The sequence below is a fragment of the Micromonospora sp. WMMC273 genome, assembly GCF_027460285.1.
GTDB lineage: Bacteria > Actinomycetota > Actinomycetes > Mycobacteriales > Micromonosporaceae > Micromonospora > Micromonospora aurantiaca.
Genome location: NZ_JAPZBE010000001.1, coordinates 5,064,119 through 5,088,027, shown reverse-complemented (window position 1 = coordinate 5,088,027; position 23,909 = coordinate 5,064,119). Strand labels below are relative to the sequence as shown.

Genomic DNA, 23,909 nt, shown 5'->3' with positions numbered 1-23,909 from the left:
CGGGTGTGCCGTGGGTCGGCACGCCGACGAGGGGAGCGTGTCATGGCCAACTGGACGGTCGAGAGCCCGCAGCGGATCACCGTGGACGAGCCGATCACCCGGCTCGACGCCGAACTGATCAGCGGCCGGCTCAACGTGGTCGGCGCCGACGGTCCGGCCCGGGTGGACGTGACCCGGGTCAGCAGCCGGCCGCTCCTCGTCGAGGTCCGCGACGGGCGGCTGACGATCCGGCACAAGCGCAAGCCCGGCCTGTTCGGCATCTTCTCCTGGTTCGGCAACCGGATCCGGGCCGAGGTGTCGGTAGCGGTTCCGCCGGACGTGCTCGCCACCCTGTCGGTGGTCAGCGGCGCGCTCGTCGCCTCCGGGCTGCGCCGGGAGACCCGGGTCGACGTGACCTCCGGGCAGGTCACGCTGCGCGGGCTGCGGGGACGCACCAGCGCGAAGGTCATCTCCGGGCCGGTCGAGGCGCTCGGCATCGGCGGCGACCTGGACCTGGAGACGGTCTCCGGTGAGCTGATCCTCGCCGACAGCGCGCCCGACCGGGTCCGCGCCCACGCCGTCTCTGGCTCGATCACCTGCGACCTGGACAACCCGCGCGGCAGCGAGATCCGGCTCAGCGCCATCTCCGGCAGCATCACCGTCCGGGTCCGCGAGGACAGCGACCTCACAGTGCACCTGCACACCACGTCCGGCAAGATCACCAGCGGCTTTCCCCAGGTGGACAGCGGTGGACGCGGGCTCGGCTCGATCAAGGACAGCCACGGTGTGCTCGGCGGCGGTGCGGGTAGGCTCTGGGCCTCCGCGACCTCCGGCAGCATCGCGCTGCTCGCCCGCCCGGTCGCGCCCGCCGACCATGTGGAGGACGTGCCGTGACCGCGGTGTTCAGCCACGGCCGGCTCCGGCTCTACCTGCTGAAGCTGCTCGACGACGGCCCGAAGCACGGCTACGAGCTGATCCGCCTGCTGGAGGAGCGCTTCCTCGGCCTGTACGCACCGAGCGCCGGCACCATCTACCCGCGCCTGCAACGGCTGGAGGCGGAGGGGCTGGTCACGCACACCGCCGCGGGCGGGCGCAAGGTCTACGAGATCACCGAGGCGGGCCGCGCCGAACTGCGCCAGCGCGCCGACGAGCTGTCGACGCTGGAGAACGACATCGGCGCCGCCGTCGAGGATCTCTCCGCGCTGGCCGGGGAGATCCGCACCGAGGTACGCGGATCGGTGCGCGACCTGAAGCGGGAACTGCGCGAGGTGGCCCGGCAGACCCGGCAGGGCGGCTGGGCGGCGTCCGCCACCGCCCGTCCGGCGACCGGCGAGGGCGCGGCCCGTCCGGACGACTCGCCGCTGCTCGCCGACTTCGACAGGCGGCTGGCCGCGTTCACAGTCGAGGTCGGTGCGCTCGTCCGGGCCCGGCGGCTGAGCGACAACCAGCTCCGTACCGCGATCCGGCTGCTCGACGGCGCGCTGGAAGGGCTCCGGCGGCTGCTCCGCTGATCTCACAGGTTGTTTCCAGGGAGCGCCCAGCGTGGCCGCAGCCGCAGCGCGGATGATGGGTGACATGGCGGCTACCCAGACCGAGGCACGGCTTCTCGTCGTCGAGGACGATCCCAACATCCTCGAACTGCTCTCCGCGAGCCTGCGTTTCGCGGGCTTCGACGTGGCCACCGCGACCAGCGGCAGCGCCGCCCTGAACGCCGCCAAGGACCACCGGCCCGATCTGGTGGTGCTCGACGTGATGCTGCCCGACCTGGACGGCTTCGAGGTCATCCGGATGCTGCGCGAGGGCGGTACGCGTACCCCGGTGGTCTTCCTGACCGCGCGGGACGCCACCGACGACAAGATCCGTGGGCTCACCCTGGGCGGCGACGACTACGTCACCAAGCCGTTCAGCCTGGAGGAGCTGACCGCCCGGATCCGGGCCGTGCTGCGGCGTACCGCGACCGGCGACCAGACCCCCTCCCGCCTCACCTTCGCCGACCTGGAACTGGACGAGGAGACCCACGAGGTGCACCGGGCCGGCCAGCGCGTGCAACTGTCGCCGACCGAGTTCAAGCTGCTGCGCTACCTGATGCTCAACGCCAACCGGGTGCTCAGCAAGGCGCAGATCCTCGACCACGTCTGGAACTACGACTTCCGCGGTGACGACAACATCGTCGAGTCCTACATCTCCTACCTGCGGCGCAAGGTCGACAACACCCAGCCCCGGCTGATCCACACGCTCCGGGGAGTTGGTTACGTGCTACGCAAGCCGGCGGCGTGAACGTCGTCGACGACGCGAAGGGCAGGCTGCGCAGCGTCCCGCTCCGGCTGAAGCTCGTCGCCGCCGTCCTCGCACTCGTGGCCGTGGCGCTCGTCGTGATCAGCGGCCTGACGGCGTTCCTGCTGCGGAACTATCTGATCGGGCAGGCGGACGACCAGCTCCGTGGCGGCGCGTACACGGTGGCCAACACGCTCGACAAGGCCGGCGGCGGCCCGATCAAGATCACCATTCCGTCGGACTACGTGGCGTCCGTCATGGCGCCCGGCGAGTTGCCGGAGGAGCCGACGCGCTACGAGGGCCTGCGCGAGGAGGAACTGCCCCGGTTCCCCGTCGACTACGCGGGCTACCAGGATCGGGTGGGCAAGCCGTTCACCGTGCGCTCCGAGGACGGCCGCAGCCGGTGGCGGATGCTCTACACCGCCCTGCCCGACGGGCGGATCATCGCGCTCGGGCAGCACCTCACCGGCGTCGACTCCGCAGTCGGGCGGCTGGTGTGGATAGACCTCCTGGTCGGGGGTGCGGTGCTGATCTCGCTGGCGTCGGTCGGCGCCGGGATCGTCCGTACCAGCCTGAAGCCGCTGGTGGAGATAGAGCGTACGGCGGCCGCCATCGCCGGCGGCGACCTGACCCGGCGGGTGCCCGACCCCGAGGAGGGGCGGTCGTGCCCGACCTCCGAGCTGGGCCGCCTGTCCCGGGCGCTCAACGCCATGCTCGCGCAGATCGAGGCCGCGTTCACCGCGCGGGCCGCCTCCGAGGCGGCGGCGCGCAGCGCCGAGATGGGCGCGCGGGACGCCGCCGCGTACGCGCAGGCGTCGGAGGCACGGGCCCGCCGGTCCGAGGAGCGGATGCGGCAGTTCATCGCCGACGCCTCGCACGAGCTGCGCACGCCGCTGACCACCATCAGGGGCTTCGCCGAGCTGTACCGCCAGGGTGCGGCGCGGGCGCCGGAGCAGACCGCCGACCTGCTGCGCCGCATCGAGGACGAGGCGTCCCGGATGGGTCTGCTGGTGGAGGATCTGCTGCTGCTGGCGCGGATGGACCGGGAACGGCCGATCGCGCTGGCCCCGGTCGAGCTGCCGGTGCTGGCGTCCGACGCGGTGGAGGCGGCCCGGGTGATCGCCCCGGACCGGCGGATCGAGCTGGAGCGGGAACCGGGCGCCGGGCCGCTGGTGGTTCTCGGCGACGACGCGCGCCTGCGCCAGGTGATCGGCAACCTGATGACGAACGCGCTCACCCACACGCCGCCGGACGCCTCGGTGACGCTGCGGCTACGGGCCGAGGCGGGCAACCTCGCCGTGGTGGAGGTGGCGGACACCGGTCCCGGCCTCACCCCGGAGCAGGCCGAACGGGTCTTCGAGCGGTTCTACCGGGTGGACGCCGCCCGTACCCGCCGGGCCGGCGGGCCGATCAGCACCGGCCTCGGCCTGGCCATCGTGGCCGCGCTCGTCGCCGCGCACCACGGCAGCGTCGAGGTGGCGGAGACGCCGGGCGGCGGGGCGACGTTCCGGGTGAAGCTGCCGCTGCTGCCCGAGGAGCCCGAGTCCGGGGAGTGACATTCAGAAAACTTCCAGGCGGATTCCAGGCTGGTGACAGTGCTACGGGGAAAGCTGGTGACATGACCGACCACGAGACCGATCCGCAGCGGTCGCCGGCCCCCGCCGACGCCGAGCCGTCGCACCACACCGCCGAGCTGCCCCGCGTCGAGAGCGGGACGTCGGACTCCTCCAGCACCCCGGCCCCCGCGTCGGTTCCGGCCGACTCCCCGGCCGCCGGAACCGGCACACCCGCCGGGCACACGAACCCGGCCGGCAGCGCCGGAGACGCCGCGCCCGCCGGGCCGTACCCGCCGCAGCCGGCGACACCGTCCGCGCCGCCGTACCCGGCCTCGGGGCAGCCGCACCCCTGGTACGGGCAGCAGCAGGGCGGCTGGAACCAGCAGACCGCCGGCGGCTACCCGTCCACCCAGCACGGCGGGCCGGTGCCGACGTACCAGGCGCAGCCGTACCAGACGCAGCAGGGCTACCAGTCGTACCAGCCCGGGCAGCAGATGCCGCAGTGGGGCCCGCAGCAGCCGGCCCGCCCCAGCCGGGCCGGGAAGTTCGTCGGCGCGGGCGCGCTGGCGCTGGCCCTGATGTTCGGCTCCGGCGTGGCCGGTGGCGCGCTGGCCCTCGCGCTCGACGGGGACGGCCCCACCCGCACCTACTCCGCCGCCCCGGTGATCAACAGCGCCGACCTACCCAAGATCGCGGCGTCCGTCCAGGACAGCATCGTCACGATCATGACGAACAGCGGTGAGGGCTCCGGGGTGATCCTCAGCGCCGACGGGTTCGTGCTCACGAACAACCACGTCGTCGCGGGCGCCGGTGGCGACACCGTGCGGGTGGTCTTCGCCGACGGCAAGAGCGCCTCCGCGAAGATCGTCGGCACCGACCCGAAGACCGACCTCGCGGTGGTCCAGGCCAGTGGCGTGAGCAACCTGAAGGCGGCCAAGTTCGGCGACAGCGACGCCATGCAGGTCGGTGACCAGGTGCTCGCCCTGGGCAGCCCGCTCGGCCTGCAGGGCTCGGTGACCGCCGGCATCCTCAGCGCCCGCGACCGCACCATCCAGGCGGGCGAGGGTGGCCAGCAGAACCCGCAGCAGGGCGCGAGCTCGATCTCCGGTCTGCTCCAGACCGACGCCCCGATCAACCCGGGCAACTCCGGCGGCGCGCTCGTCAACACCCGCGGCGAGGTGATCGGCATCAACACCGCCATCGCCACCGCCGGGCAGGGCAGCACCGGAAACATCGGCGTGGGCTTCGCCATCCCGAGCAACAAGGCCAAGAACGTGGCCGAGAAGCTCCAGCGTGGCGAGAAGATCAGCCACCCCTCGCTCGGGGTGAGCGTGAACGGCGCCGAGGACGGCGGGGCGCTCGTCGCCGCCGTCACGCCCGGCAGCCCCGCCGAGAAGGCCGGGCTCCAGCGCGGCGACGTGATCACCAAGTTCGGCGACAAGGTGATCAACGACTCGAACGACCTGGTCGGCGCCGTGCAGGCCGGCAAGGTCGGCGACCGGGTCGAGGTGCAGTACAAGCGAAACGGATCCAGCGAGAGCGCAACCGTGACGCTCGCCGAGACGTCATAGTCCCGAGGACCTGCCTCCCTCCCGGGCGGCGGGTGACGGAGCCAAGGGGGTTGGCTCCGTCACCCGCCGCCCCTCCTCGTTTCTCACCCGGTGCGGGTGAGCGCGCCTCACCCGTACCGGCGGCAGGCTCGGGGCATGACGACCACGTCCGCCGTGCGTACCGACCAGCAGATCCAGCGCGACGTCCTCGCCGAACTGGACTGGGACGCGCAGACCCGGGCCACCGAGATCGGCGTGACGGTCTCGCGGGGCGTCGTGACGCTCACCGGCCAGGTGGACAGCTACGCCCGGCGGTGGGCCGCCGAGCGCTGCGCCCACCGGGTACGCGGGGTCCGGGCGGTCGCCAGCGACCTGGCGGTCGACCTGCCCGCCACGGATTCGCGTACCGACGCCGACATCGCGATCGCGGCGAGCCGGGCGCTGGAGTGGGACAGCTTCGTGCCCGCCGAGCGGCTGGACGTGACCGTCGCCGACGGCTGGATCATGCTGCGCGGCGAGGTCGAGTTCGGCTTCCAGCGCCGTACCGCCGAGCGGGAGCTGCGCCGGCTGCGCGGCGTACGCGGGCTGACGAACCTGGTCGAGGTGCGGCCCCCGACGCCGCCGAGTGACGAGCAGAGGCGACTCGACCTGCGCGCCCTGCTGCTGCGGCGTACCGGGACCGAGCGGATCGACGCCCGGGTCGACGGCGACACGGTGGTGCTCGACGGCGTGGTGAGCGCCTGGTGGCAGCGCGAGGACGCGGAACGGGCCGCCTGGGCGCTGCCCGGCGTACGGGAGGTGCACGTCGGGATCGTGGTGTCCGGCTGACCGCCCGTCGTTTACCGCGGGCCGGGCCGGGAACCCGCGCGCAGCGGGGTACGCCGGGGACCGACGGGGAGGACTCGTGGCCGTGAACCAGCAGTCCCCGGAGCGCGCCCAGGCCGGGCCGTTGCGGATTGCCATGGTGGTGCCGCCGTGGCTGTCGGTGCCGCCGCCCGGCTACGGCGGACTGGAGACCGTGGTGGCGGGTCTCGTCGACGCGCTTGTCGACAGGGGGCACCGCGTCACGCTGTTCGGCGCCGGCACCGAGCACGGCACCGCCGCCGACTTCGTCTCCACCTGCGACGACCTCCAGTACGAGCGGATGGGCGAGTCGCTGCCCGAACTGGCGCACCTGGCCCACGTGGACCGCCTGGTCGACCCGGCCGGCTTCGACCTGATCCACGACCACACCACGATCGGCCCGATGGTGGCCGGCCGCCGCCGCGTGCCCACAGTGGCCACCGTGCACGGCAACCCGGTCGGCGAGTACGGCACCGTGCTCGGCAACACCGACCGGGGGGTGGGCCTGGTCGCGATCTCGCACGCCCAGCGCCGCGCGAACCCGGGGCTGCCCTGGGCGGGCACCGTGCACAACGCGATGCCGCTGCGGGACATCCCGCGCAAGCGCAGCCCGGGCGCGGGCCCGGTGCTCTGGCTGGCCCGGTTCAGCCCGGACAAGGGCCCGGACGTGGCGATCGCGGCCTGCCGGGCCGCCGGGTTGCCGCTCACGCTCGCGGGCAAGAGCAACGAGCCGGCCGAGCACCGCTACCTGGAGCAGGTGGTCCGGCCGCTGCTCGGCGACGACGTGACGCTCGTGGTGAACGCGGACCGTGCCACCGCGCTGCGGCTGCTGCTGGACGCCCGCTGCCTGATCATGCCGATCCAGTGGGCGGAGCCGTTCGGCATGGTGATGGTGGAGGCGATGGCGACGGGTACGCCGGTGGTGGCGCTGGGCCGGGGCGCGGTGCCGGAGCTGGTCCGCGACGGGATCACCGGCTTCGTCTGCGAGCACCCCGGCGAGCTGCCGGCGGCGCTGCGGGCGGCGGCGGACCTGGATCCGGCGGACTGCGTCGCGCACGTGGCGGAGAACTTCTCGGTGGAGCGGATGGCCGCCGACTACGAGACGGTCTACCGGGGCTTCCTGGCCGCGCGGGCGCCCGCCCGGGCAGCCCGGACGGTCGCGCCCGCCGTGGCCGGCTGACCGGTCAGGTCCGCCCGGCCACGAGTTCCGCCGCCGCGGCGTCGAGTCGCCGCGCGTACCCGGGGCTGATGCTGCCCTCCCGGCGACGCTCGTCGATCTTGCCGCGGAGCCGGTCCACGGCGGCGGTCACCTCGCCCTCGCCGTTCGCGGCGACCGCGTTGCGCAGCAGGTTGCGCAGGTCCACCCCGACGTCCTCGCGGATCTGGCCCTCGGTCAGCCCGGCCTCGATCAGCCCGTCCACCCGTTCGGCGGCGTCGGCCTGACCGGCGGCCGGCGGGCGGGCGCCCTCGCTCGGCGGCACTGACGTCGGCGCGGCCGGCGGCGTGGTGGCCGGTTCCTCGGCCACCGGCGGGTCGGCGGGCGACGGCTGCACCGGCCCGGCGGTCGGCAGCACCCGCGGGCCGGTGGTCCGGTCCGGCGTCAGCGCGGGCGCCAGCAGCGCTGCGGCGGCGACCACAGTGACGCCGACGGCGGCCAGCGTGAGGGTGCGGCGCCGGCTCGGCGCCGGCTGCGCGGCGGGGGCCGGGCCCGGGGCGGGCGGCCCGGCCGGTTCCGGGCCGGCCGGCGGCCGCGAGGTCAGCGCGGGCAGCGTCATGGTCGGCGCCAGCATGGTGGCGGCCTGTGGGTCGGCGGGCAGCAACTGGTCGCGCAGCACGGCGGCGACCCGGTGCGCGGTGGGCCGCCGGCGCGGGTCGCGGGCCAGGCAGCGCAGGCAGATGTCAGCGACCGGACCGGGCAGTCCCGGTACGTCGTCCAGTGTGGGCTCCGGACAGTCCGCGAGGGCCGCGCTCAGTTGCTCCCAGGTCTCCGCCGGGTACGGCGGGTGCCCGGTCAGCGTCTCGAACAGCAGCACGCCCAGCGAGTAGACGTCGGTGGCCGGCTGGGCGGGCGCGCCGTCGAGCCGTTCCGGCGCCACGTACGCCGGGGTGCCGAACGTGCCGCCGTCCTCGTCGTCGTCCGGCGCGCCGATCCGGGTGGCGATGCCGAAGTCGAGCACCTTCGCGCCGGTGCCGGTCATCATCACGTTGGCCGGGGTCACGTCGCGGTGCACGATGCCGAGCCGGTGTGCCGCGGCCAGCGCCTCGGCCACCTGCGCGCCCGTCTCCACCGCCTCCGGCCAGGGCAGCGGCCCCTCGGTGAGCCGGTGTTCCAGCTCCTCGCCGCTGAGCAGCTCCATCACCACGAAAGAGGTGATCGAGCCGTCCGGGGCCACCGTCTCGCCGTAGTCGTGCACGGCGGTGACGTGCGGGTGGTCGAGCTGGGCGGCGGAGCGGGCCTCCTCGCGCACCATGTCGCGGAACCGGGCGTCGGCGGCGAGGGAGGGAGCGAGCACCTTGACCGCCACGATCCGGTCGAGCACCTCGTCGCGGGCACGCCAGATCACCGACATGCCACCGGCACCGATCCGGTCGATGAGCCGGTACCGCCGGGCCAGCAGACGGCCGGCCTGGAGTGTCGCCATCAGCTCGCACCTGCCTGGGCTCGGGAGCGCTATCAGGTTGCGGGAATGTGTCTGACCTGTCAACAGTCGTCCGGTTGACGATCGCGCTGCGTCACAACTCGGACGGTGCCGCGTGACGGTCCGGTCACGGGCGGGGCGGCCGGGCGGCCGGGTGTGGGCCGCGTGCCAGGATGAACGGCATGGCAGCAGGTCCGGTGGCGTTCGTGCTCGGCGGCGGGGGAGTGCTCGGCGCGGTCGAGGTGGGCATGCTGCGCGCCCTGTTCCGCGCCCGGATCAGACCCGACATGGTGCTGGGTACGTCGATCGGCGCAGTCAACGGCGCCCTGGTCGCCGCCGACCCGACCGAGGCGGTCACCGACCGGCTGGTCCGGCTCTGGGCCTCGCCCGAGGCCAGCGAGGTGTACGGCGACTCGGTCGCCCGGCAGCTGCGCCGGTTCGCGGCCCGTACCCACCTGCACTCTCCCCGCCCGCTGTACCGCCTGCTGGAGAGCGCGCTGGGCGAGGGCACCACGTTCGCCGACCTGGCCGTGCCGTTCCGCTGCTGCGCCGCGAACATCGAGCGCGCAGCCGAGCACTGGTTCCACACCGGACCGCTGGTGCCGGCGGTGCTCGCCTCCGCCTCGGTGCCCGGGCTGCTGCCTCCCACCCAGATCGACGGCCAGCACTACATCGACGGCGGGGTGGTCAACTCGATCCCGGTCGGCGAGGCGGTGCTGCTCGGCGCGAAGCAGATCTTCGTACTCCAGGTGGGCCGGATCGAACGCGAGCTGACCCCGCCGCGCCGCCCCTGGGAGATCGCCCAGGTGGCGTTCGAGATCGCCCGCCGGCACCGGTTCGCGCGGGAGATGGCGGCGCTGCCCGAGGACGTCGAGGTGCACGTGCTGCCCACCGGCGGGCTGGAGCCGCGCGACGACAGCCCGTGGGCGTACCGGGACACGGCGGCGGTGGGACGGCGGATCAGTCGCGCGTACACTGCCTCCCGCCGATACCTGGACACCGCGCTGGAGCGCTGAATGCCGCTGCCACCCCGCTGGCTACGCCGGTTGGTGCTCGCCCCTGGTGTGGTGCTGCTCGCCTTCCTCGTGGTGACCACGCTTCCCGGCTGGGCGCTGCTGGCGCTCGCCGCGTCGCCGCTGGTGCCGGGACGGCTCCGGCCGCTGCGGCTGCTCTGGATCGGCACCGTCTACCTGGTCTGGGACGCCGCCGCGCTGCTCGCCCTGTTCCTGCTCTGGCTCGCCTCCGGCTTCGGCGTGTACAAGCGCGCGCCGGCCTTCCAGCGGGCCCACTACGTGCTGGCCGGCTGGTTCCTGCGGATCATGTTCTGGCAGGCGCGATGGACGCTGCGGCTGAGCATCGACGTGGTCGGCACCGATCCGGACACCGCGCTGCCCGGCCGCCCCGAGCTGGTGGTCTGCCGGCACGCCGGGCCCGGCGACTCGTTCATCCTGATCCACGCGCTGGTGAACTGGTTCAACCGGGAACCCCGGATCGTGCTGAAGGAGACCCTCCAGTGGGATCCGGCGATCGACGTGCTGCTCAACCGGCTGCCCAACCGGTTCATCGCGGCCGGGCCGGACGGGCGTGAGTCGGTGGCCCGGCAGGTCGGGCACCTGGCCACCGGCCTGGACGACGACGACGCCTTCGTGATCTTCCCGGAGGGCGGCAACTTCACCCCGGCGCGGCGGCTGCGTGCGATCGACCGGCTTCGGTCGCTCGGCCTGGAACGGATGGCGCGCCGCGCCGAGCGGATGCGGCACGTGCTCGCCCCGCAGCCGGGCGGGCTGCTCGCCGCGCTCGACGCCGCGCCGGACGCCGGCGTGATCTTCGTGGCGCACACCGGGCTGGACCAGATGCTCACCGTCGCGGACGTGTGGCGCGAGCTGCCGATGGACAAGCGGATCGTGATGCGGTTCTGGTCGGTGCCGCCGGAGGAGATCCCGGCCGGCAAGCAGGAACGCGTCGACTGGCTGTTCGACTGGTGGGCCCGCATCGACAGGTGGATCGCGGACAACCGCGACGGCACCGTCGACGCCTGAGCCGATTCCCCGCGCCTGCTCGGCGCGGTGGCAGCGGGCCGCGTAGGGTGCGCTCGTGGAGCAGATCTGCGTGGTGACGACTGTGGTGGACGCCCGCGGGGTCGCGGACGTGCTGGCGGCCGCGGCCGTGGCCGGCCGGCTGGCGGCCTGCGCCCAGGTCGGCGGCCCGGTGGACAGCACCTACTGGTGGCAGTCGGCGATCCAGACCACCGCCGAGTGGCAGGTGCGGTTCAAGACCCTGCCGGACCGGGTGGACGCCCTGGTCGACCAGCTCCGCGCCAACCACCCGTACGAGGTGCCGGAGATCCTGGTCAGCCGGGAGGACAGCGGCAACCCCGGCTACACCGCCTGGGTGCGCGAGCAGACCCGCCCCTAGGTACTCCTACTCTGTCCGTCCGCTCCGCCGCCCGCGAAGCTGGCCGGGTGGAGAACACCGGCTACCCCTGCCCCGGTTGCGGCGCCCCGGCCGACCTCGTCGCCGGATGCCGCGGCTGCGGCCGTCCGCCCTACCCGCCTGCCGCCGAGGTGGTCCGGCTGGACCGGGAGATCACCGAGCTGGTGCCGCGCGTCGAGGCGGCCCGGCTCGCGTACCAGGATCTGTCCGGCCGGCTGGTCACGGCCCGGCAGCGACGGGCGGCGCTGGCCGCCCGGGTCCGTCAGGAGATCCCCGCGCCGCGCGCCGCCGGTCCCGCGCCGCTCCCGGCGGCGCCGCCGCGTCAGATCCCGCAGGCCCCCGCCGCGGTACGCCCCGGCGGCGCGGAGACCTCCACCCGCGCGGTCCAGGGCCTGCTGTTCGTCCTCGGCGGGCTGCTGCTCGGCACCGCCGCCGTGGTGTTCACCGCCGTCGCCTGGAGCACGTTCGGGGTGGCCGGCCGGGCGCTGATCCTGCTCGCCGTCACCGCGCTGGCCCTGGTCGCGCCGCTCGTCGCCCGGGCCCGCGGGCTGCGCGGCACCGCCGAGACGCTCGCCTCGGTGGCGCTGCTCCTGGTGGTCCTGGACGGATCCGCCGCCTGGTCGGTAAACCTGTTCGGGGTGACCGGCCTGCCCGGCAGCCGGTACGCGGCGCTGGTGGCGGCGGGCAGCGCCGCGGTGGCCGCCGGTTACGCGCTGGTCAGTCGCCTCACCGCACCCTGGTTCGCGGCGTGGCTGCTCGCGCAGCCGGTGCTGCCGCTGGCCGCTGCCGCGTTCCGGCCCACCGCCGCCGGCTGGGCGCTGGTGCTGACCGCCGTGGCGCTCGGTGACCTCGCGGTCGTGGTCGTGCTGCGCCGCCGTACCTCCGGCAGCCGCACGGCGCTCGCGGCCGGGCGGGTGCTGGGCTGGACCGGGCACGGCCTGGCGCTGGTCCTGGCGGCCGGCTGCGCGCTGGTGCCGCTGGCGGTCGGCCACGCGGCGGGCACGCCGCTGCTGGCCGGCGGCCCGCTGCTGGTGGTGGCGCTGGCGCTGGTCGCCGGCGCGCTCGCCGCGGGTGGCCGCCTCTGGCGTGCGACGACCACCGGGCTGCTGGTGCCGGTGCTCGCTCTCGCGCTGATCCGGCCGGTCGCCGAGTGGCGGCCCGGGCTGCTGCTGATCGCCGCCGGCCTCGTGGTGGCGGCGCTCGCCGGAGCGGTCCGGGCGTTGCCGGCGCCGGTCCGGACCGGTCCGCTCGTGGGCGCGCTCGCCGTGGCCGCCGCGCTGGGCCAGGTGGCGGTCGTGCTCACCGGCCTGGTCGGCGCGGCCACCGCGAGCGTCGGCCTCCCGGCCTGGCAGGGCGGCCGGGACGTGCCGGTCCCGTCCTGGGGCTGGCAGCTTCCGGTAGCCCTGCTGCTGACCGCCGGGGCGGTCGCGCTGCTGACGCCCCGGGCCGTCCGGCCGCTCGCCGGTGTGGCCGCCGCCGGGCTGGTCGCCCTCGCCGCGCCGGCCGTGACGGCGACGCCGTGGCCGCTGGTGCTGGTCGTGGATCTGGCGACCGCCGCCGCGCTGCTGCTGGCGGCGGTGGCCCGGCCGCGTGGGGGACGGGTCGTCGTCCCGGTCACCGCGTCGGCCGGGGCGGTACTGCTCGGGCACGCGCTGCTCGTCGGCTGCGCCGCCCCGGGCGGGGCCGTCGCCGTGCTCGCCGTGACCGCGGTGCTCGGCGTGGCGCTCGCCGCGCTGGGCCGGCGCGGGCGGGACGCGCAGCCGGTCGTGGGCGGCCTCGCGCTCGCGGTGGCGCTGCTCGCCGTACCGGCGGCTGTGGCGGTCGCGCTGCTCGGCCTGGGCGCGCCGCTCTGGTGGCAGCTGCGGGGTGCCCTCGCCGCAGTCGTGGTGCCGGTCGTCGTCGTCCTCGCCGTCCGTCGCCTGTGGACCGACCTGAGCGGGTACGCCTCGACGGGGCTCGCCGTGGCGCTCACCGGGACCGGCCTCGTGCCGCTCGTCGCGCCGGGCGGGGAACCGGTGGCGCCGTACGCCACGGCGGGGGTGCTGCTGGCGCTCGCCGCCGGGGCCGGCTCCCGGCCGGCGGTCGCGCTGCGCGCGGTCGGCGGCGCGCTGGCCGTCGTGGCGTTGCTGGCGGTGTCCCCGGTGGTGCTGACAGTGCTCGTGGACCTGCCGGTGCAACCCTGGTCCGGGGTGCCCGCCGCCGCGGCGGCGTCCGCCGGGACCGCCCGCGCCGGGCTGGTGCTGCTGTTCCTGGGCGTCGCCGCCGGGGCGTACGCCGCGACGGATCGCCGCGTCGCCTGGTGGCTCGCCGCGCTGCCGTTCGGCGCTGTCGCGCTGCCGGTGCTGGCGGAGGCGGCCGGTGCGCCCTGGCCGGTGGTGCCGGCGGTCGCGTTCGGCATCGGGCTGGGCGCGCTGCTGGTCGCCGCGCTCACCCCTGCCCGCCCGGCGGTGCTCGTGCCGCTCGGGGCGGTGCTCGCCGTACCCGGGTTCGGTGGCCTGCTCGCCACCCGGGCGCTGACGCTCGCCGCACTCGGGGCGCTGGTGGTGGCCGGTGCCGTGACCGGGGCGGCCGGGCGGCCGGCGGTGGTCCGGATCGCGGGGTGGCTGGGCGCGGTCGCGACTGCCACCGGGTTCGCGGTCACCGCGTCGCTGGCGGCGGGGCTGCCGCTGCGTACCGCGGCGTTCGCCGCCCTGGCCGTCGCGGCGGTGACGCTGCACGCGGTGCCGCTGCTGCGCGTGCGCCGATCCGGGCGGCCGGGTGTGTGGGCGATGGAGGCGGCGGCGCAGGCAGTGGCGCTGCTCGCGCTGCTGCTCGCCGGCGGTTCGTTGCGGCACGCGGCGGCGGTCTGCGTGCTGTGGGGGGTGGCCGTCGCGGTCCGGGTGCCGCGCCGGGGCGAGTCGCCGGCCGGACGTCGCGTGCTGGCGGCGGTGGCCGCCGGCAGCGAGCTGGTCGGGGCGTGGCTGCTGCTCGCCGCGGGCGGGGTGGTCGTGCTGGAGGCGTACACGCTGCCGGCGGCGGCGCTCGCCCTGGGCGCCGGGCTGCTGGCGCTGCGGCGCCGGCCCGGGCTGACCAGTTGGCCGGCGCTCGGCCCGGGGCTCGGTGCGGCTTTCCTGCCGAGCCTCGTGTCGGTTCTGGTCTCCGGTGAGCCGCAGCCGTGGCGGCGGCTGGCACTCGGCGCGGCGGCGCTCGTCGTCGTGCTCGGCGGGGCGACCCGGCGCTGGCAGGCGCCTGTGGTGCTGGGCGCGGCCACGCTGGTGCCGCTGGCGCTGCACGAGCTGGCCCGGGGCTGGGACCTGCTGCCCCGCTGGATCTTCCTGGGAGTGGGCGGGCTGCTGCTGATCGGGCTGGCCGCCACCTACGAGCGGCGCCGGCGCGACCTGGTCCGGCTGCGCGACGCGGTCGCCCGGCTCGGCTGACCGGCACGGATGCGGCCCGGACGGGAACGATCCCGGCCCGGGCCGCATCCGTGCGTCTCACCTGATCGGCGAGCCGCCGTCCACCGGGATGGTGTGGCCGTGGATGAATGACGCGTCGTCGCTGGCGAGGAAGCAGACCGCGCGGGCGATCTCGTGCGGCTCGCCGTACCGGCCGGCGGGCGCCTGCATGGTCAGGTCGTAGAACGGGAAGTCGCTGGTGATCTCCGCACCCTCGAAGGCGGCGGTCTTGATCACGCCGGGGCCGATGCCCACAGCGCGGATGCCCTGGTGGCCGTAGTCGTAGGCGATCTGCTTGGTGAGCCCGATGACGCCGTGCTTGGCGGTGGTGTACTCCGCGCCGACCTCGCTGGCGACCACGCCGGACGCCGACGACACGTTGATCACGACACCCTTGCCGCGCTCCAGCATGTGGGGCAGCGTCGCCTTCGTCACCAGGAAGACGCCCTTCAGGTCGACCTCCATGACCAGGTCCCACTGCTTGTTCTCGATCTCCAGCAGCGGCACGTACGCGCCGAACACACCGGCGTTGTTCACCAGCACGTCGATGCGCCCGTACGCGTCGAGGGCGGCGCTCACCATGGCGCGTACCGAGTCCTCGTCGGTGACGTCGGCCGCCACCGCCACCGCGTCGCCGCCGGCTTCCTTGACGCGGGTGACTGTCGCCTCGGCACGTTCCAGGGAGAGGTCGGAGACGACCACCTTCGCGCCCTCGGCGGCCAGCTCGACGCACATGGACATGCCGAGTCCGGAGCCGACCTGGTCCGGGCTGAAACCGCCGCCCGTCACCAGCACCACCTTGTCCGTCAATCCACGCACCGCGCTGTCTCCCGTCTCTCGATGACCGTGCAGCCGGCCTATCGGCCGTTCGGCTGAGTGTCACTCATCTTTACGTACAGATTAGCTGGTCAGAGGGGGTGCGCCCACCGGCGAGAGGGTCCACTGCGGTGTGACGAAGATCGTTTGCACTGCGTCGGCCCGGAGGGGTAGGGACAGCACCACCCCCGAGCCGGGGGCCTGCGGGATTACCCACGGCGACGGTCATCGGCAAAATCGGTGACGGAGAGTCGCGTACGGAGCGTGGCTCGCGGCATCGGGGGCGACATGACTACTTCCACGTCGACGGAACCCGCGGCTCGGCGGGGCAGCGACTACGCGCGGCTGTCCCGCCGGATCGCCGAGGCGGGGCTGTTCGAGCGGCGGCCCGGCCGGTACGCGCTGCGGATCGCGCTCACGCTCGGTGCGTTCCTGGCCGGCTGGGTCGTGGTGGCGCTCGTCGGTGACTCGTGGTGGCAGGTGCCGCTGGCGGTGGTGATGGCGGTGGCCACCACGCAGGTGGCGTTCCTCGGCCACGACGCCGGGCACCGGCAGATGTTCCGCCGGCGTGGGCCGAGCGAGGCGGCCGGACTGGTCGCCGGCAACCTCGCGGTCGGGCTCAGCTACGGCTGGTGGGTCGACAAGCACAACCGGCACCACGCCAACCCGAACCACACCGACGAGGACCCGGACGTCGGCGCGGGCGCGCTGGTCTGGACGTACGAGCAGGCGATGGCCACGCGTGGCCTGAGCCGGTGGATGGCCCGCCGCCAGGCGTGGCTGTTCTTCCCGCTGCTCCTGCTGGAAGGGCTGGCGTTGCACGTGGCGAGCGTGCAGGCGCTCGTCGGCCGGGAACCGGACGGGCGGTGGCGGGTGCCGATGCGGCACCGGGCCGTGGAGGCGCTGCTGCTCGCCGTGCACGCCGCCGGCTACCTCGGGCTGCTGTTCGCGGTCATGTCACCGGCGAAGGCGCTGCTGTTCGTCGCCGTGCACCAGGGGCTGTGGGGCCTCTACATGGGCTGCTCGTTCGCCCCGAACCACAAGGGCATGCCGATGCCCACCGCCGACGACGAGCTGGACTACCTGCGCAAGCAGGTGCTGACGTCGCGCAACGTCCGTGGCGGCCGGTTCGTCGACCTGGCGCTGGGCGGGCTCAACTACCAGATCGAGCACCACCTGTTCCCGAACATGCCGCGCGCCAACCTGCGCCGGGCCCGGCCGCTGGTGATGGCGTACTGCGCCGAGCAGGGCGTCCCGTACGCGGAGACCGGGCTGTTCGAGTCGTACCGGCAGGCCCTGGCGCACCTGCACGACGTGGGCCGGCCGCTGCGCGCGGCCTGAGCGCGGCGGGCCGGGCGGGGGCGAGTGGGGGCGCCTCCGCCCGGCGTCAGGTCAGGACCCGGACCCCGAGAAGGCCGCGGCGATTGCCGCAGGTGCCTCCTCCACCGCGCCGGGGGCGGGCGGGCTCAGCTTCACCGGCGTGCCGAACTCGGAGTAGGCGACGGACATCTCGCCGAGCGACGCATCGATGGGAGTCATGTCCATCTTGAACGTGCTGAGGCGCCCCTGCTCGTCGACGGTCGCGGTGAACGGCAGCGCCTTCGCCTTGTCGCCCGCCGCCGTGAGCGCCTTCCCGGTGGCGCCGCTGCGCGTGTAGTCGAGCGTCCCGGCGTACGAGCGGTCACCCGAGCCGCGGACGTCGACCACCGCGGCGAGCAGCTTCTTGACGCCGCCCGGGTCGTCCACCGGCATCACGCCGTCGCCGGTGTCCATGCGCAGCCACTTCCGGGAACCGCCGAGCTGCTCGCCCAGCGCACCGTCGAACTTGACCCAGGTGTCGTTGCCGATGACCAGCATCCGCACCTCACCGAACGCGGCCATCGTCAGGGTGGTCTGCATGGTGCGGGCCCGCGGATCGGTGACGCCGTGCGCGGTGAGCATGGCCGAGTCCAGCTTGACCCGCAGCGTCTGCTCGTTGAGCTTCCCGATGGCGGCGGTCAGTTCGTCACGCGGCGTCGTCGCCGGGCTCGCGGAGCCCGCAGCCGCGGCCCGTTCGGCTGGCGCGTCCGCTCCGGTCCGGTCGCCGCATCCGGTCAGACCGAGGCCGAGCACCGCGACGAGCGCGACCCCCGTGGTCGCCAGCCGTCGTTTCGTCATCAGTGATGTTCCTCCGCGAAGAGGGCCCCGCACCGGGGCCGGACGATCAATGTAACGGCACCCGCCGGGTGGCGTGCGCCCCTTTTCCGCGGTGCGCGGCGAGGCCTCCGGCGGGGGTGGCCGGTAGGGTCGTCGCATGGTGGAGGGCGCGTCGCGGTGGTGGCGCGCGGCGCGGCGGGGTGAACGGCCCCGGCCGCGTCACGGGACGACATCGTGCGGAGCTGCGGCATGAGATTCGAGATCAGCAAGGTGCTCGACGCCATCGAGGGTCGGGTCTGCACCGACCCGTCGCTGGCCCGGGCCGTGGTCGACCTGGCCGAGGTCATCCGCTGGCAGAACCTGGACGGCGGACGCCCGGCCAGCCTGCTGCGGCTCGGCATGGTGATCGACGCGCTGTCCCGGCAGATCGGCGAGGACAGCGTCCCGGTCTACGCGATCGTGCACCGGGCGCTGCTGTCCGACGCCGACCTGACGTCCAACGAGCGGATGGTGGTGCGCCGGTGGGCCGACGACGGCCTGGTGGAGGTGCTCGACCAGCCCGGTGACCGGATGCTGGAGGTGGCCGACCTGCTCGGCCTGCCGGTGCTCACCCGGGCGCGGCTGGACGGGCTCGTCGGGCGGTACCCGTGGGTCGCGCAGGCGGGCCGGGTGCTCGCCCCGGTGCCGGGCGCCGGCGGGCCGGTCTTCATCGCGCACGTCGGCGGCGGCCAGGACCCGGCCACCGGGAGCCGCTCACCCGCCGGCGTCAAGGTGCTCTCCCGGAAGTGGCGCTGTCCCGAGCCGGGCTGCGCGCTGTTCGGCGGCGGTGGGGGCGGCGGAGCCTTCGCCGACCTGGCCGCCGTGGACCGGGTGCCGGCCGAGCAGCCGCCGCCCACGCTGCGTACCGGCGCGCCGACCTGCCCCCGGCACGGCGCGCGGCTCTCCGACGCCGGCCCGCGCCCGCGTACCGCGGTGCTCGCGGCGCGCATCGGCGGCCTGGTCCGCAAGCGGTTCGTGCTCACCGAGACCGAGCCGGTGGCGATCGGCCGGGCGCCGGACGGCCCGGGCGGGGTGACGCTCGGCCAGTGGCTCAACGACGAGGCCCGCCGCTGGATCAGCCGCAGCCACATCCGCCTGGAGCTGCGGGTGGGCGAGGTGGTGGTCACCGACACCAGCACCAACGGCTCCGGCGTACGCCCCGGCGGCTCGATGGCCGAGCACGAGCGGATCGCGCTGGCGCCGCAGCAGTCCCGGGTGCTCGCCGAGGGCGACCTGATCGAGCTGTACCCGGGCGTGCAGGTCGGCCGCGCCGACGACATGACCAGCGACGCGAAGTACACCCCGAACTCGGTGATGGCCGAGGCACCGACGATGGCGATGCGGCTGCCGCGTCAGTGACGGGCACGTGCGAAGGCGCCGGGACCGTCGTGGTCCCGGCGCCTTCCTCGCGTACGGAGTGAGCCTTCTCGCGTACGGCCTCAGCCGGCGAGCACGGCGGCGAGCTGCGCCACCGCGTGGTCGATCTCCTCTTCGGTGATCACCAGCGGCGGGGCGAGCCGGATGGTCGAGCCGTGCGTGTCCTTGGCGAGCACACCCCGCTCCATCAGCCGCTCGCACGCCTGCCGGCCGGTCATCAGCGCCGGGTCGATGTCCAGCCCGGCCCACAGCCCGCGACCGCGTACCGCCACCAGGCCCTTGCCGATCAGGCCGCGCAGGCCGGCGTGCAGCCGCTCACCCAGCTCGGCCGAGCGGCGCTGGAACTCGCCGGTCGCCAGCAGCCGGACCACCTCGGTCGCGACCGCGCAGGCCAGCGGGTTGCCGCCGAACGTCGAGCCGTGCTGGCCCGGCTGGAGCACACCCAGCACGTCGCGGTTCGCGGCCACCGCCGACACCGGCACGATGCCGCCGCCGAGCGCCTTGCCCAGCAGGTACATGTCCGGCTCGACGCCCTCGTGCTCGCAGGCGAACGTCGCGCCGGTACGCCCCAGACCCGACTGGATCTCGTCGGCGACGAACAGCACGCTGCGTTCGGTGCAGACCCGGCGCACACCCGGCAGGTAGCCCTCCGGCGGCACCACGACGCCCTGCTCACCCTGGATCGGCTCCAGCAGCACGGCCACCGTGTTCTCGTCGATCGCCGCGGTCAGCGCGTCCAGGTCGCCGTAGGGGACCACAGTGAAGCCCGGGGTGTACGGCCCGAAGTCGGCGCGTGCGTCCTCGTCGGTGGAGAAGCTGACGATCGTGGTCGTACGGCCGTGGAAGTTGCCCTCCGCCACCACGATGTTGGCCCGGCCCGGCGTGACGCCCTTGACCTGGTAGCCCCACTTGCGGGCCACCTTGATGCCGGTCTCCACCGCCTCGGCGCCGGTGTTCATCGGCAGCACCAGGTCCTTGCCGCAGAGCGCGGCCAGCTCGCGGCAGAAGTCGGCGAACTGGTCGTGGATGAACGCACGGCTGGTCAGCGTGAGCCGGTCGAGCTGCGTGTGCGCTGCCTCGATCAGCTTCGGGTGCCGGTGGCCGAAGTTCAGTGCCGAGTATCCCGCCAGGCAGTCCAGGTAGCGGCGGCCGTCCACGTCGGTCAGCCAGGCGCCCTCGGCCGACGAGATCACCACGGGCAGCGGGTGGTAGTTGTGCGCCGTGTGACGCTCCGCGTCCCGGACCGCGGACGGAGTCCGCAGCATGTCGTCGATGATCACTTGCTCGCCTTTCCCTGACGGAGTCGCAACGTGCAGCACTTCGGTCCGCCGCCGGCCTTGCGCAGCTCGGACAGGTCGATCCCGATGGTCTCGTAACCCCGGTCGCGCAGCTTCGCGGCCAGGTCGGTGGCCTGCGCGGGCAGCACCACGTGCCGGCCGTCGCTCACCGCGTTCAGGCCCAGCACCTCGGCGTCGGCGAGGGTGGCGTGGATCGCGTCCGGGAACAGCCGGCGCAGCACCGCCCGGCTGCCGGGGGAGAACGCCTCCGGCAGGTACGCCACGGTGCGCTCGTCGAGCACCGTCAGCGCGGTGTCCAGGTGGTAGAAGCGGGGATCCACCAGCTGCATGGTGATCACCGGGTAGCCGAAGACCTCCTGGAGCTGCGCGTGCGAGGCGTGCGCGGTGCGGAACCCGGTGCCGGCGAGCAGGTGGTAACCGGCCAGCAGGACGTCGCCCTCGCCCTCGTTGACGTGCTTCGGGTCGTACATCTCGAAGCCGGCGCCCTCGAACCAGGCGCGGTACGCGGGCGCCTCGTCGGCGCGCTGCGGGTCGCGGAACTGCACCGCCAGGGCCTTACCGTCGATCACGGTGCCGCCGTTCGCGGCGAAGACCATGTCCGGCAGGCCGGCGACCGGCTCGATCAGGTCGACCTCGTGGCCCAGGTCCAGGTACGTGCGCCGGAGCTGCTCCCACTGCCGGATCGCCAGGTCGGTGTCGACCGGGGCGGTGGGGTCCATCCACGGGTTGATCGCGTAGTCGACGGCGAAGTACGTCGGCCGGCACATCAGAAAGCGCTGGCGGATGGCGTCCATCGTCATGTCGTGCTCCCAGGGTCGGGCGCGCCCGGCCACCGTCGGCCCACGGGCTGGCGCCGTGATCCAACGTTATGCGGCCCGGGTAGACGACATCCACCGCGAGAAGTTGCGTTCGGCAGCGGATCGTTGCGTTGAATCGGTCAACGACGAGCGATCGTTGCGCCGACGCCGGACACACTTCGGGGGCGGCGAACCGCCGCCCCCGAAAGAGGTGTTGCCCGGCCGGTGAACCACCGGAGCTGATCAGGCTGCCGACGCCCTGCGTCGGCGATCGGGACAGTGCCCGTCAGAACCAGTCGCCAAACTGTGAGTCGAGCCACTCGCGGAAGCGGCCCACCCAGTCGCCGTCGGTGGTCGGCCAGTCGAACTGGCCGGTCATCGCCACGATGCCGAGCACCACGGCGGCCAGGCCGACCGCGATGCCGATCAGCGCGTCGGTCTTGCCGGCCACGTGCCGCCGACGGGTGGCGATCAGGCCCAGCACCGCCAGCACCGCGCCGGCCGCGCCGACGCCGATGCCGTACCCGGCGAGCGTGCCGGAGAGCACGAACATCGCCCCGACCACGGAGACGATCAGGCCCAGCGTGGCGAGCAGGCTGGCCCGGGGACGCTTGGTCGTGTACGGCTCCGGGCGGTCCACCCGGCCGTCGCGGTCGGTGTCCGTACCGTCGGGCCGGCCGTCCCGGTCGAGGTCGGTGCGGTCCGGACGGCCGTCGCGGTCCAGGTCGGCGGTGCGCTCGGCGACGGGCACCGCGCCGGCGGTCCGGGCGTCGGTCACCGGAGCCGTCCGCGTGTCGGCGTCGACCCGGCGGCCGGTGACCGCACGCGCCGCCGCACCCCGGTCCGCGGCCCGCCGCCGCGCCTCCGCGTCCCGCTCGTCGTCGGCTGTCGCGATCCGGCCGTCGGTGGCCGTCGCCGTCGTCCGGCCGTCGGTGGCCGCCGTCGCGTCGAGGTCGCGGGCGTCCCGGTCGGTCGCCGCGTCCCGGGCGCGCTCGTCGTCGGTAGCGGTGGCGGCGCTGCGGTACGTGGTCCGCTCCTCGTCGCGGTCGGTGACCACGGGCCGGTCGGCCGGCTGCTCGGCGGCCCGGTCGCGCTCGTCGACCACGCCGTCGCCGTTGGTATCGGTACTGGTCGCCGGAGAGTTCCGGCGGGACAGGATCTTCACTATGGCACCTCCTGATCCAGGCGCGGAGGCCGCGCATGACAAGCAGGAAGTACCCAGGTGTGCCGAAATCGACACCCCTGGGTCCGCTCCGCACACTCAGGCGCGCCGCACGGTCACGACACGGTGCGTGACCACTGCTGGTTGGTGCCCGTACCGCAGGCGTACTGCTGGACGTCCGCGCCGTCCCCGGTGCCGGCGTTCACCACGTCCAGGCACTTGCCGCTGTGCCGGGCCCGCAACTGGAACCAGCCGCCGAGCGCGGCCCACTGCCACTGCTGGTTGGCGCCGCTGCCGCAGGTGTACTGGATGATGTTGGCGCCGTCGGCGGTGGACGCGTTGGCGACGTCGAGACACTTGCCGCTCGCCGCGTTGACGAGGCGGAACCAGCCGCCACCGGCGTCCTGGAACTCCCACCGCTGGTTGCCGCCGCCGTTCCAGCCCCACTGCTTGACCTCGGCGTTGTTCGCGGTGGAGCCGTTGATCACGTCGAGCACCCGGCCGCTGTGCCGGGCGGTCACCCGGTGGTACGTGGGCGAGTTGCCGGTGACGGTGCCCGCCGCCGTGTCGACGGTGACGGACGGATACCAGGTCAGGCTCATGCTGGTGGCGGTCGGGAAGGCGATCGGCAGCCACACGTACTGGGAGTCGTTCGCCGGGCCGCCCCAGGCGCCCGCCCACCTGTCACCCAGGTAGAGGTAGCTGGTGCCGGACGTGCCCTGGATCGGCAGCACGAAGGCCGGCTGGGAGTTGAAGGTGGTGCCGTTGCCCACGTCGGTCCAGCCGCTCCACGGTCCCGAGATGCTCGGCGCGGTGGCGTACCGGGCCTGGTTCGGGCTCCAGCCCGTCGCCCCCGAGGTCAGCAGGAAGTACGTCGAGCCCCGCTTGAACATCGCCGGCGCCTCCCGGTGCGCGCCGTCCCAGAAGTTGCCCACCAGGGCGGCCACGTTGAGATAGTCCGAGGTGAGCCGGTAGATGTGCAGGTCGTAGTTGTCGTCGGCCGCCGAGATCATGTACGCGGTGCCGTTGTCGTTGTAGAGCGTGATGTCGCGGGACATGTGCTGGCCGAGCGGCCGGAAGCTGCCGTGGTACGTGTAGTTCCCGTCCACTGTGGCAGACGAGGCGACGGCGGCCCGCGCCTCGTTGTAGTCGGACCCGTTCTCCTTGTGCATCCACATCACGAACCGGCCGGTGCCCGCGTTGTAGACGACCTTCGGCCGCTCGATGTTGGCGACCCGCAGCTCCGCGGCCGACGACTGGGTGAGCACGTGGTTGCGGAACTCCCAGGTGCGCAGGTCCGTCGAGCGGTAGACGGACACCGCCCGGAACGTGTTGTCCGGGTTGCGGTTCTCGCCGAACCAGTAGTAGTAGTCGCCGACCTTGAGCACACCGCCGCCGTGGGCGTGCACCACGGCGCCGCTGGTGTCGGTGAACTGGGTGCCGTTCGGGACGGTCACCGGGGCCGCCAGCGCACCCGCCGCCGGGCCAACCACCGTCGCCGCGACGGCCACGGCGAGCGCCAGCCCTGCCGCCAGGAGGCGGCCGGCACCGCCGTGCCGTGCCGTCCACCGCATGC

20 protein-coding genes are annotated in these 23,909 nt (G+C 74.2%); 13 read left to right on the top strand and 7 right to left on the bottom strand.

All coding sequences use genetic code 11. The features are described from left to right. The first annotated feature begins 42 nt into the window (after positions 1-42). The 7 genes from O7611_RS23510 to O7611_RS23480 all read left to right on the top strand — a co-directional run bounded on the left by O7611_RS23510 (position 43) and on the right by O7611_RS23480 (position 7,382). Positions 43-873, top strand: a complete 831-nt coding sequence (locus O7611_RS23510; protein WP_269697599.1) for a DUF4097 family beta strand repeat-containing protein — start codon at positions 43-45, stop codon at positions 871-873. Continuing rightward, on the top strand, positions 870-1,490 hold the full coding sequence (locus O7611_RS23505) for a PadR family transcriptional regulator (protein ID WP_194800524.1): 621 nt from the start codon (positions 870-872) through the stop codon (positions 1,488-1,490). The genes O7611_RS23510 and O7611_RS23505 overlap by 4 nt, the downstream gene beginning before the upstream one ends. Before the next feature lie 64 nt (positions 1,491-1,554). Then, entirely contained in the window at positions 1,555-2,256 is a 702-nt protein-coding gene (locus tag O7611_RS23500) for a response regulator transcription factor (protein ID WP_043328553.1), read from the top strand. Then, a complete protein-coding gene (locus O7611_RS23495; RefSeq protein ID WP_194800525.1) occupies positions 2,253-3,809 on the top strand; it encodes a sensor histidine kinase in 1,557 nt (518 codons plus the stop codon). Before O7611_RS23500 ends, O7611_RS23495 begins: the two co-directional genes overlap by 4 nt. A gap of 62 nt (positions 3,810-3,871) precedes the next feature. Then, on the top strand, positions 3,872-5,380 hold the full coding sequence (locus O7611_RS23490) for a S1C family serine protease (protein WP_269697598.1): 1,509 nt from the start codon (positions 3,872-3,874) through the stop codon (positions 5,378-5,380). A 135-nt stretch (positions 5,381-5,515) separates the two neighbouring features. Beyond that, on the top strand, positions 5,516-6,187 hold the full coding sequence (locus tag O7611_RS23485) for a BON domain-containing protein (RefSeq protein ID WP_194800527.1): 672 nt from the start codon (positions 5,516-5,518) through the stop codon (positions 6,185-6,187). A gap of 82 nt (positions 6,188-6,269) precedes the next feature. Further along, positions 6,270-7,382 carry a glycosyltransferase family 4 protein gene (locus O7611_RS23480; RefSeq protein WP_442929393.1) on the top strand — a complete coding sequence of 371 codons (1,113 nt, stop codon included), beginning with the start codon at positions 6,270-6,272 and terminating at the stop codon, positions 7,380-7,382. A gap of 4 nt (positions 7,383-7,386) precedes the next feature. Here the strand turns inward: O7611_RS23480 and O7611_RS23475 are convergent, their stop codons facing one another. After that, the gene (locus tag O7611_RS23475) at positions 7,387-8,844 is read right to left on the bottom strand and encodes a serine/threonine-protein kinase (RefSeq protein WP_269697597.1); all 1,458 of its coding nucleotides are present in this window, start codon (positions 8,842-8,844) and stop codon (positions 7,387-7,389) included. Positions 8,845-9,023: 179 nt separating this feature from the next. On the opposite strand from O7611_RS23475, the gene O7611_RS23470 reads away from it, so the two are divergent. Genes O7611_RS23470 through O7611_RS23455 form a run of 4 tightly spaced genes read left to right on the top strand, consistent with a single transcriptional unit; the run spans position 9,024 to position 14,690 of the window. After that, complete coding sequence (locus tag O7611_RS23470) at positions 9,024-9,857, top strand: patatin-like phospholipase family protein (protein ID WP_194800530.1); 834 nt, start codon at positions 9,024-9,026, stop codon at positions 9,855-9,857. Beyond that, positions 9,858-10,880 (top strand): 1-acyl-sn-glycerol-3-phosphate acyltransferase, encoded by a 1,023-nt coding sequence (locus O7611_RS23465; protein ID WP_269697596.1) that lies wholly within the window; start codon positions 9,858-9,860, stop codon positions 10,878-10,880. A 55-nt stretch (positions 10,881-10,935) separates the two neighbouring features. Continuing rightward, on the top strand, positions 10,936-11,256 hold the full coding sequence (gene cutA, locus O7611_RS23460) for a divalent-cation tolerance protein CutA (protein ID WP_194800532.1): 321 nt from the start codon (positions 10,936-10,938) through the stop codon (positions 11,254-11,256). 47 nt (positions 11,257-11,303) lie between these two features. Continuing rightward, on the top strand, positions 11,304-14,690 hold the full coding sequence (locus O7611_RS23455) for an SCO7613 C-terminal domain-containing membrane protein (RefSeq protein WP_194800533.1): 3,387 nt from the start codon (positions 11,304-11,306) through the stop codon (positions 14,688-14,690). 57 nt (positions 14,691-14,747) lie between these two features. On the opposite strand, the gene O7611_RS23450 is transcribed toward O7611_RS23455, so the two are convergent. Beyond that, complete coding sequence (locus tag O7611_RS23450; RefSeq protein ID WP_194800534.1) at positions 14,748-15,527, bottom strand: SDR family NAD(P)-dependent oxidoreductase; 780 nt, start codon at positions 15,525-15,527, stop codon at positions 14,748-14,750. A 285-nt stretch (positions 15,528-15,812) separates the two neighbouring features. On the opposite strand from O7611_RS23450, the gene O7611_RS23445 reads away from it, so the two are divergent. Further along, on the top strand, positions 15,813-16,865 hold the full coding sequence (locus tag O7611_RS23445) for a fatty acid desaturase family protein (RefSeq protein WP_269697595.1): 1,053 nt from the start codon (positions 15,813-15,815) through the stop codon (positions 16,863-16,865). Positions 16,866-16,916: 51 nt separating this feature from the next. Here the strand turns inward: O7611_RS23445 and O7611_RS23440 are convergent, their stop codons facing one another. Further along, entirely contained in the window at positions 16,917-17,681 is a 765-nt protein-coding gene (locus O7611_RS23440; protein WP_194800536.1) for a hypothetical protein, read from the bottom strand. Between the two features lie 228 nt (positions 17,682-17,909). Here O7611_RS23440 and O7611_RS23435 point away from each other — a divergent pair, with 228 nt between their 5' ends. After that, complete coding sequence (locus O7611_RS23435) at positions 17,910-19,058, top strand: FHA domain-containing protein (protein WP_135241854.1); 1,149 nt, start codon at positions 17,910-17,912, stop codon at positions 19,056-19,058. Between the two features lie 80 nt (positions 19,059-19,138). Here O7611_RS23435 and rocD read toward each other — a convergent pair whose 3' ends face one another. The 4 genes from rocD to O7611_RS23415 form a co-directional block, all read right to left on the bottom strand. Beyond that, a complete protein-coding gene (rocD, locus tag O7611_RS23430; RefSeq protein ID WP_269698155.1) occupies positions 19,139-20,353 on the bottom strand; it encodes an ornithine--oxo-acid transaminase in 1,215 nt (404 codons plus the stop codon). Then, positions 20,353-21,168, bottom strand: coding sequence for a dimethylargininase (gene ddaH, locus O7611_RS23425; RefSeq protein ID WP_194800723.1), 816 nt, complete (start codon positions 21,166-21,168; stop codon positions 20,353-20,355). Before ddaH ends, rocD begins: the two co-directional genes overlap by 1 nt. Positions 21,169-21,457: 289 nt before the next feature. Then, a complete protein-coding gene (locus tag O7611_RS23420) occupies positions 21,458-22,336 on the bottom strand; it encodes a thrombospondin (RefSeq protein ID WP_194800537.1) in 879 nt (292 codons plus the stop codon). A gap of 113 nt (positions 22,337-22,449) precedes the next feature. After that, positions 22,450-23,907 carry an RICIN domain-containing protein gene (locus tag O7611_RS23415; protein ID WP_194800724.1) on the bottom strand — a complete coding sequence of 486 codons (1,458 nt, stop codon included), beginning with the start codon at positions 23,905-23,907 and terminating at the stop codon, positions 22,450-22,452. Between the last annotated feature and the right edge of the window lie 2 nt (positions 23,908-23,909).

What these genes read in the sequence shown, in the direction of transcription:
- O7611_RS23510 (WP_269697599.1), top strand. Translation starts at nt 43, where the DNA reads ATGGCCAACTGGACGGTCGAGAGCCCGCAGCGGATCACCGTGGACGAG.
- O7611_RS23500 (WP_043328553.1), top strand. Translation starts at nt 1,555, where the DNA reads ATGGCGGCTACCCAGACCGAGGCACGGCTTCTCGTCGTCGAGGACGAT.
- O7611_RS23490 (WP_269697598.1), top strand. Translation starts at nt 3,872, where the DNA reads ATGACCGACCACGAGACCGATCCGCAGCGGTCGCCGGCCCCCGCCGAC.
- O7611_RS23485 (WP_194800527.1), top strand. Translation starts at nt 5,516, where the DNA reads ATGACGACCACGTCCGCCGTGCGTACCGACCAGCAGATCCAGCGCGAC.
- O7611_RS23475 (WP_269697597.1), bottom strand. Translation starts at nt 8,844, where the DNA reads ATGGCGACACTCCAGGCCGGCCGTCTGCTGGCCCGGCGGTACCGGCTC.
- O7611_RS23470 (WP_194800530.1), top strand. Translation starts at nt 9,024, where the DNA reads ATGGCAGCAGGTCCGGTGGCGTTCGTGCTCGGCGGCGGGGGAGTGCTC.
- O7611_RS23465 (WP_269697596.1), top strand. Translation starts at nt 9,858, where the DNA reads ATGCCGCTGCCACCCCGCTGGCTACGCCGGTTGGTGCTCGCCCCTGGT.
- O7611_RS23445 (WP_269697595.1), top strand. Translation starts at nt 15,813, where the DNA reads ATGACTACTTCCACGTCGACGGAACCCGCGGCTCGGCGGGGCAGCGAC.
- O7611_RS23440 (WP_194800536.1), bottom strand. Translation starts at nt 17,681, where the DNA reads ATGACGAAACGACGGCTGGCGACCACGGGGGTCGCGCTCGTCGCGGTG.
- O7611_RS23435 (WP_135241854.1), top strand. Translation starts at nt 17,910, where the DNA reads ATGAGATTCGAGATCAGCAAGGTGCTCGACGCCATCGAGGGTCGGGTC.
- ddaH (WP_194800723.1), bottom strand. Translation starts at nt 21,168, where the DNA reads ATGGACGCCATCCGCCAGCGCTTTCTGATGTGCCGGCCGACGTACTTC.
- O7611_RS23415 (WP_194800724.1), bottom strand. Translation starts at nt 23,907, where the DNA reads ATGCGGTGGACGGCACGGCACGGCGGTGCCGGCCGCCTCCTGGCGGCA.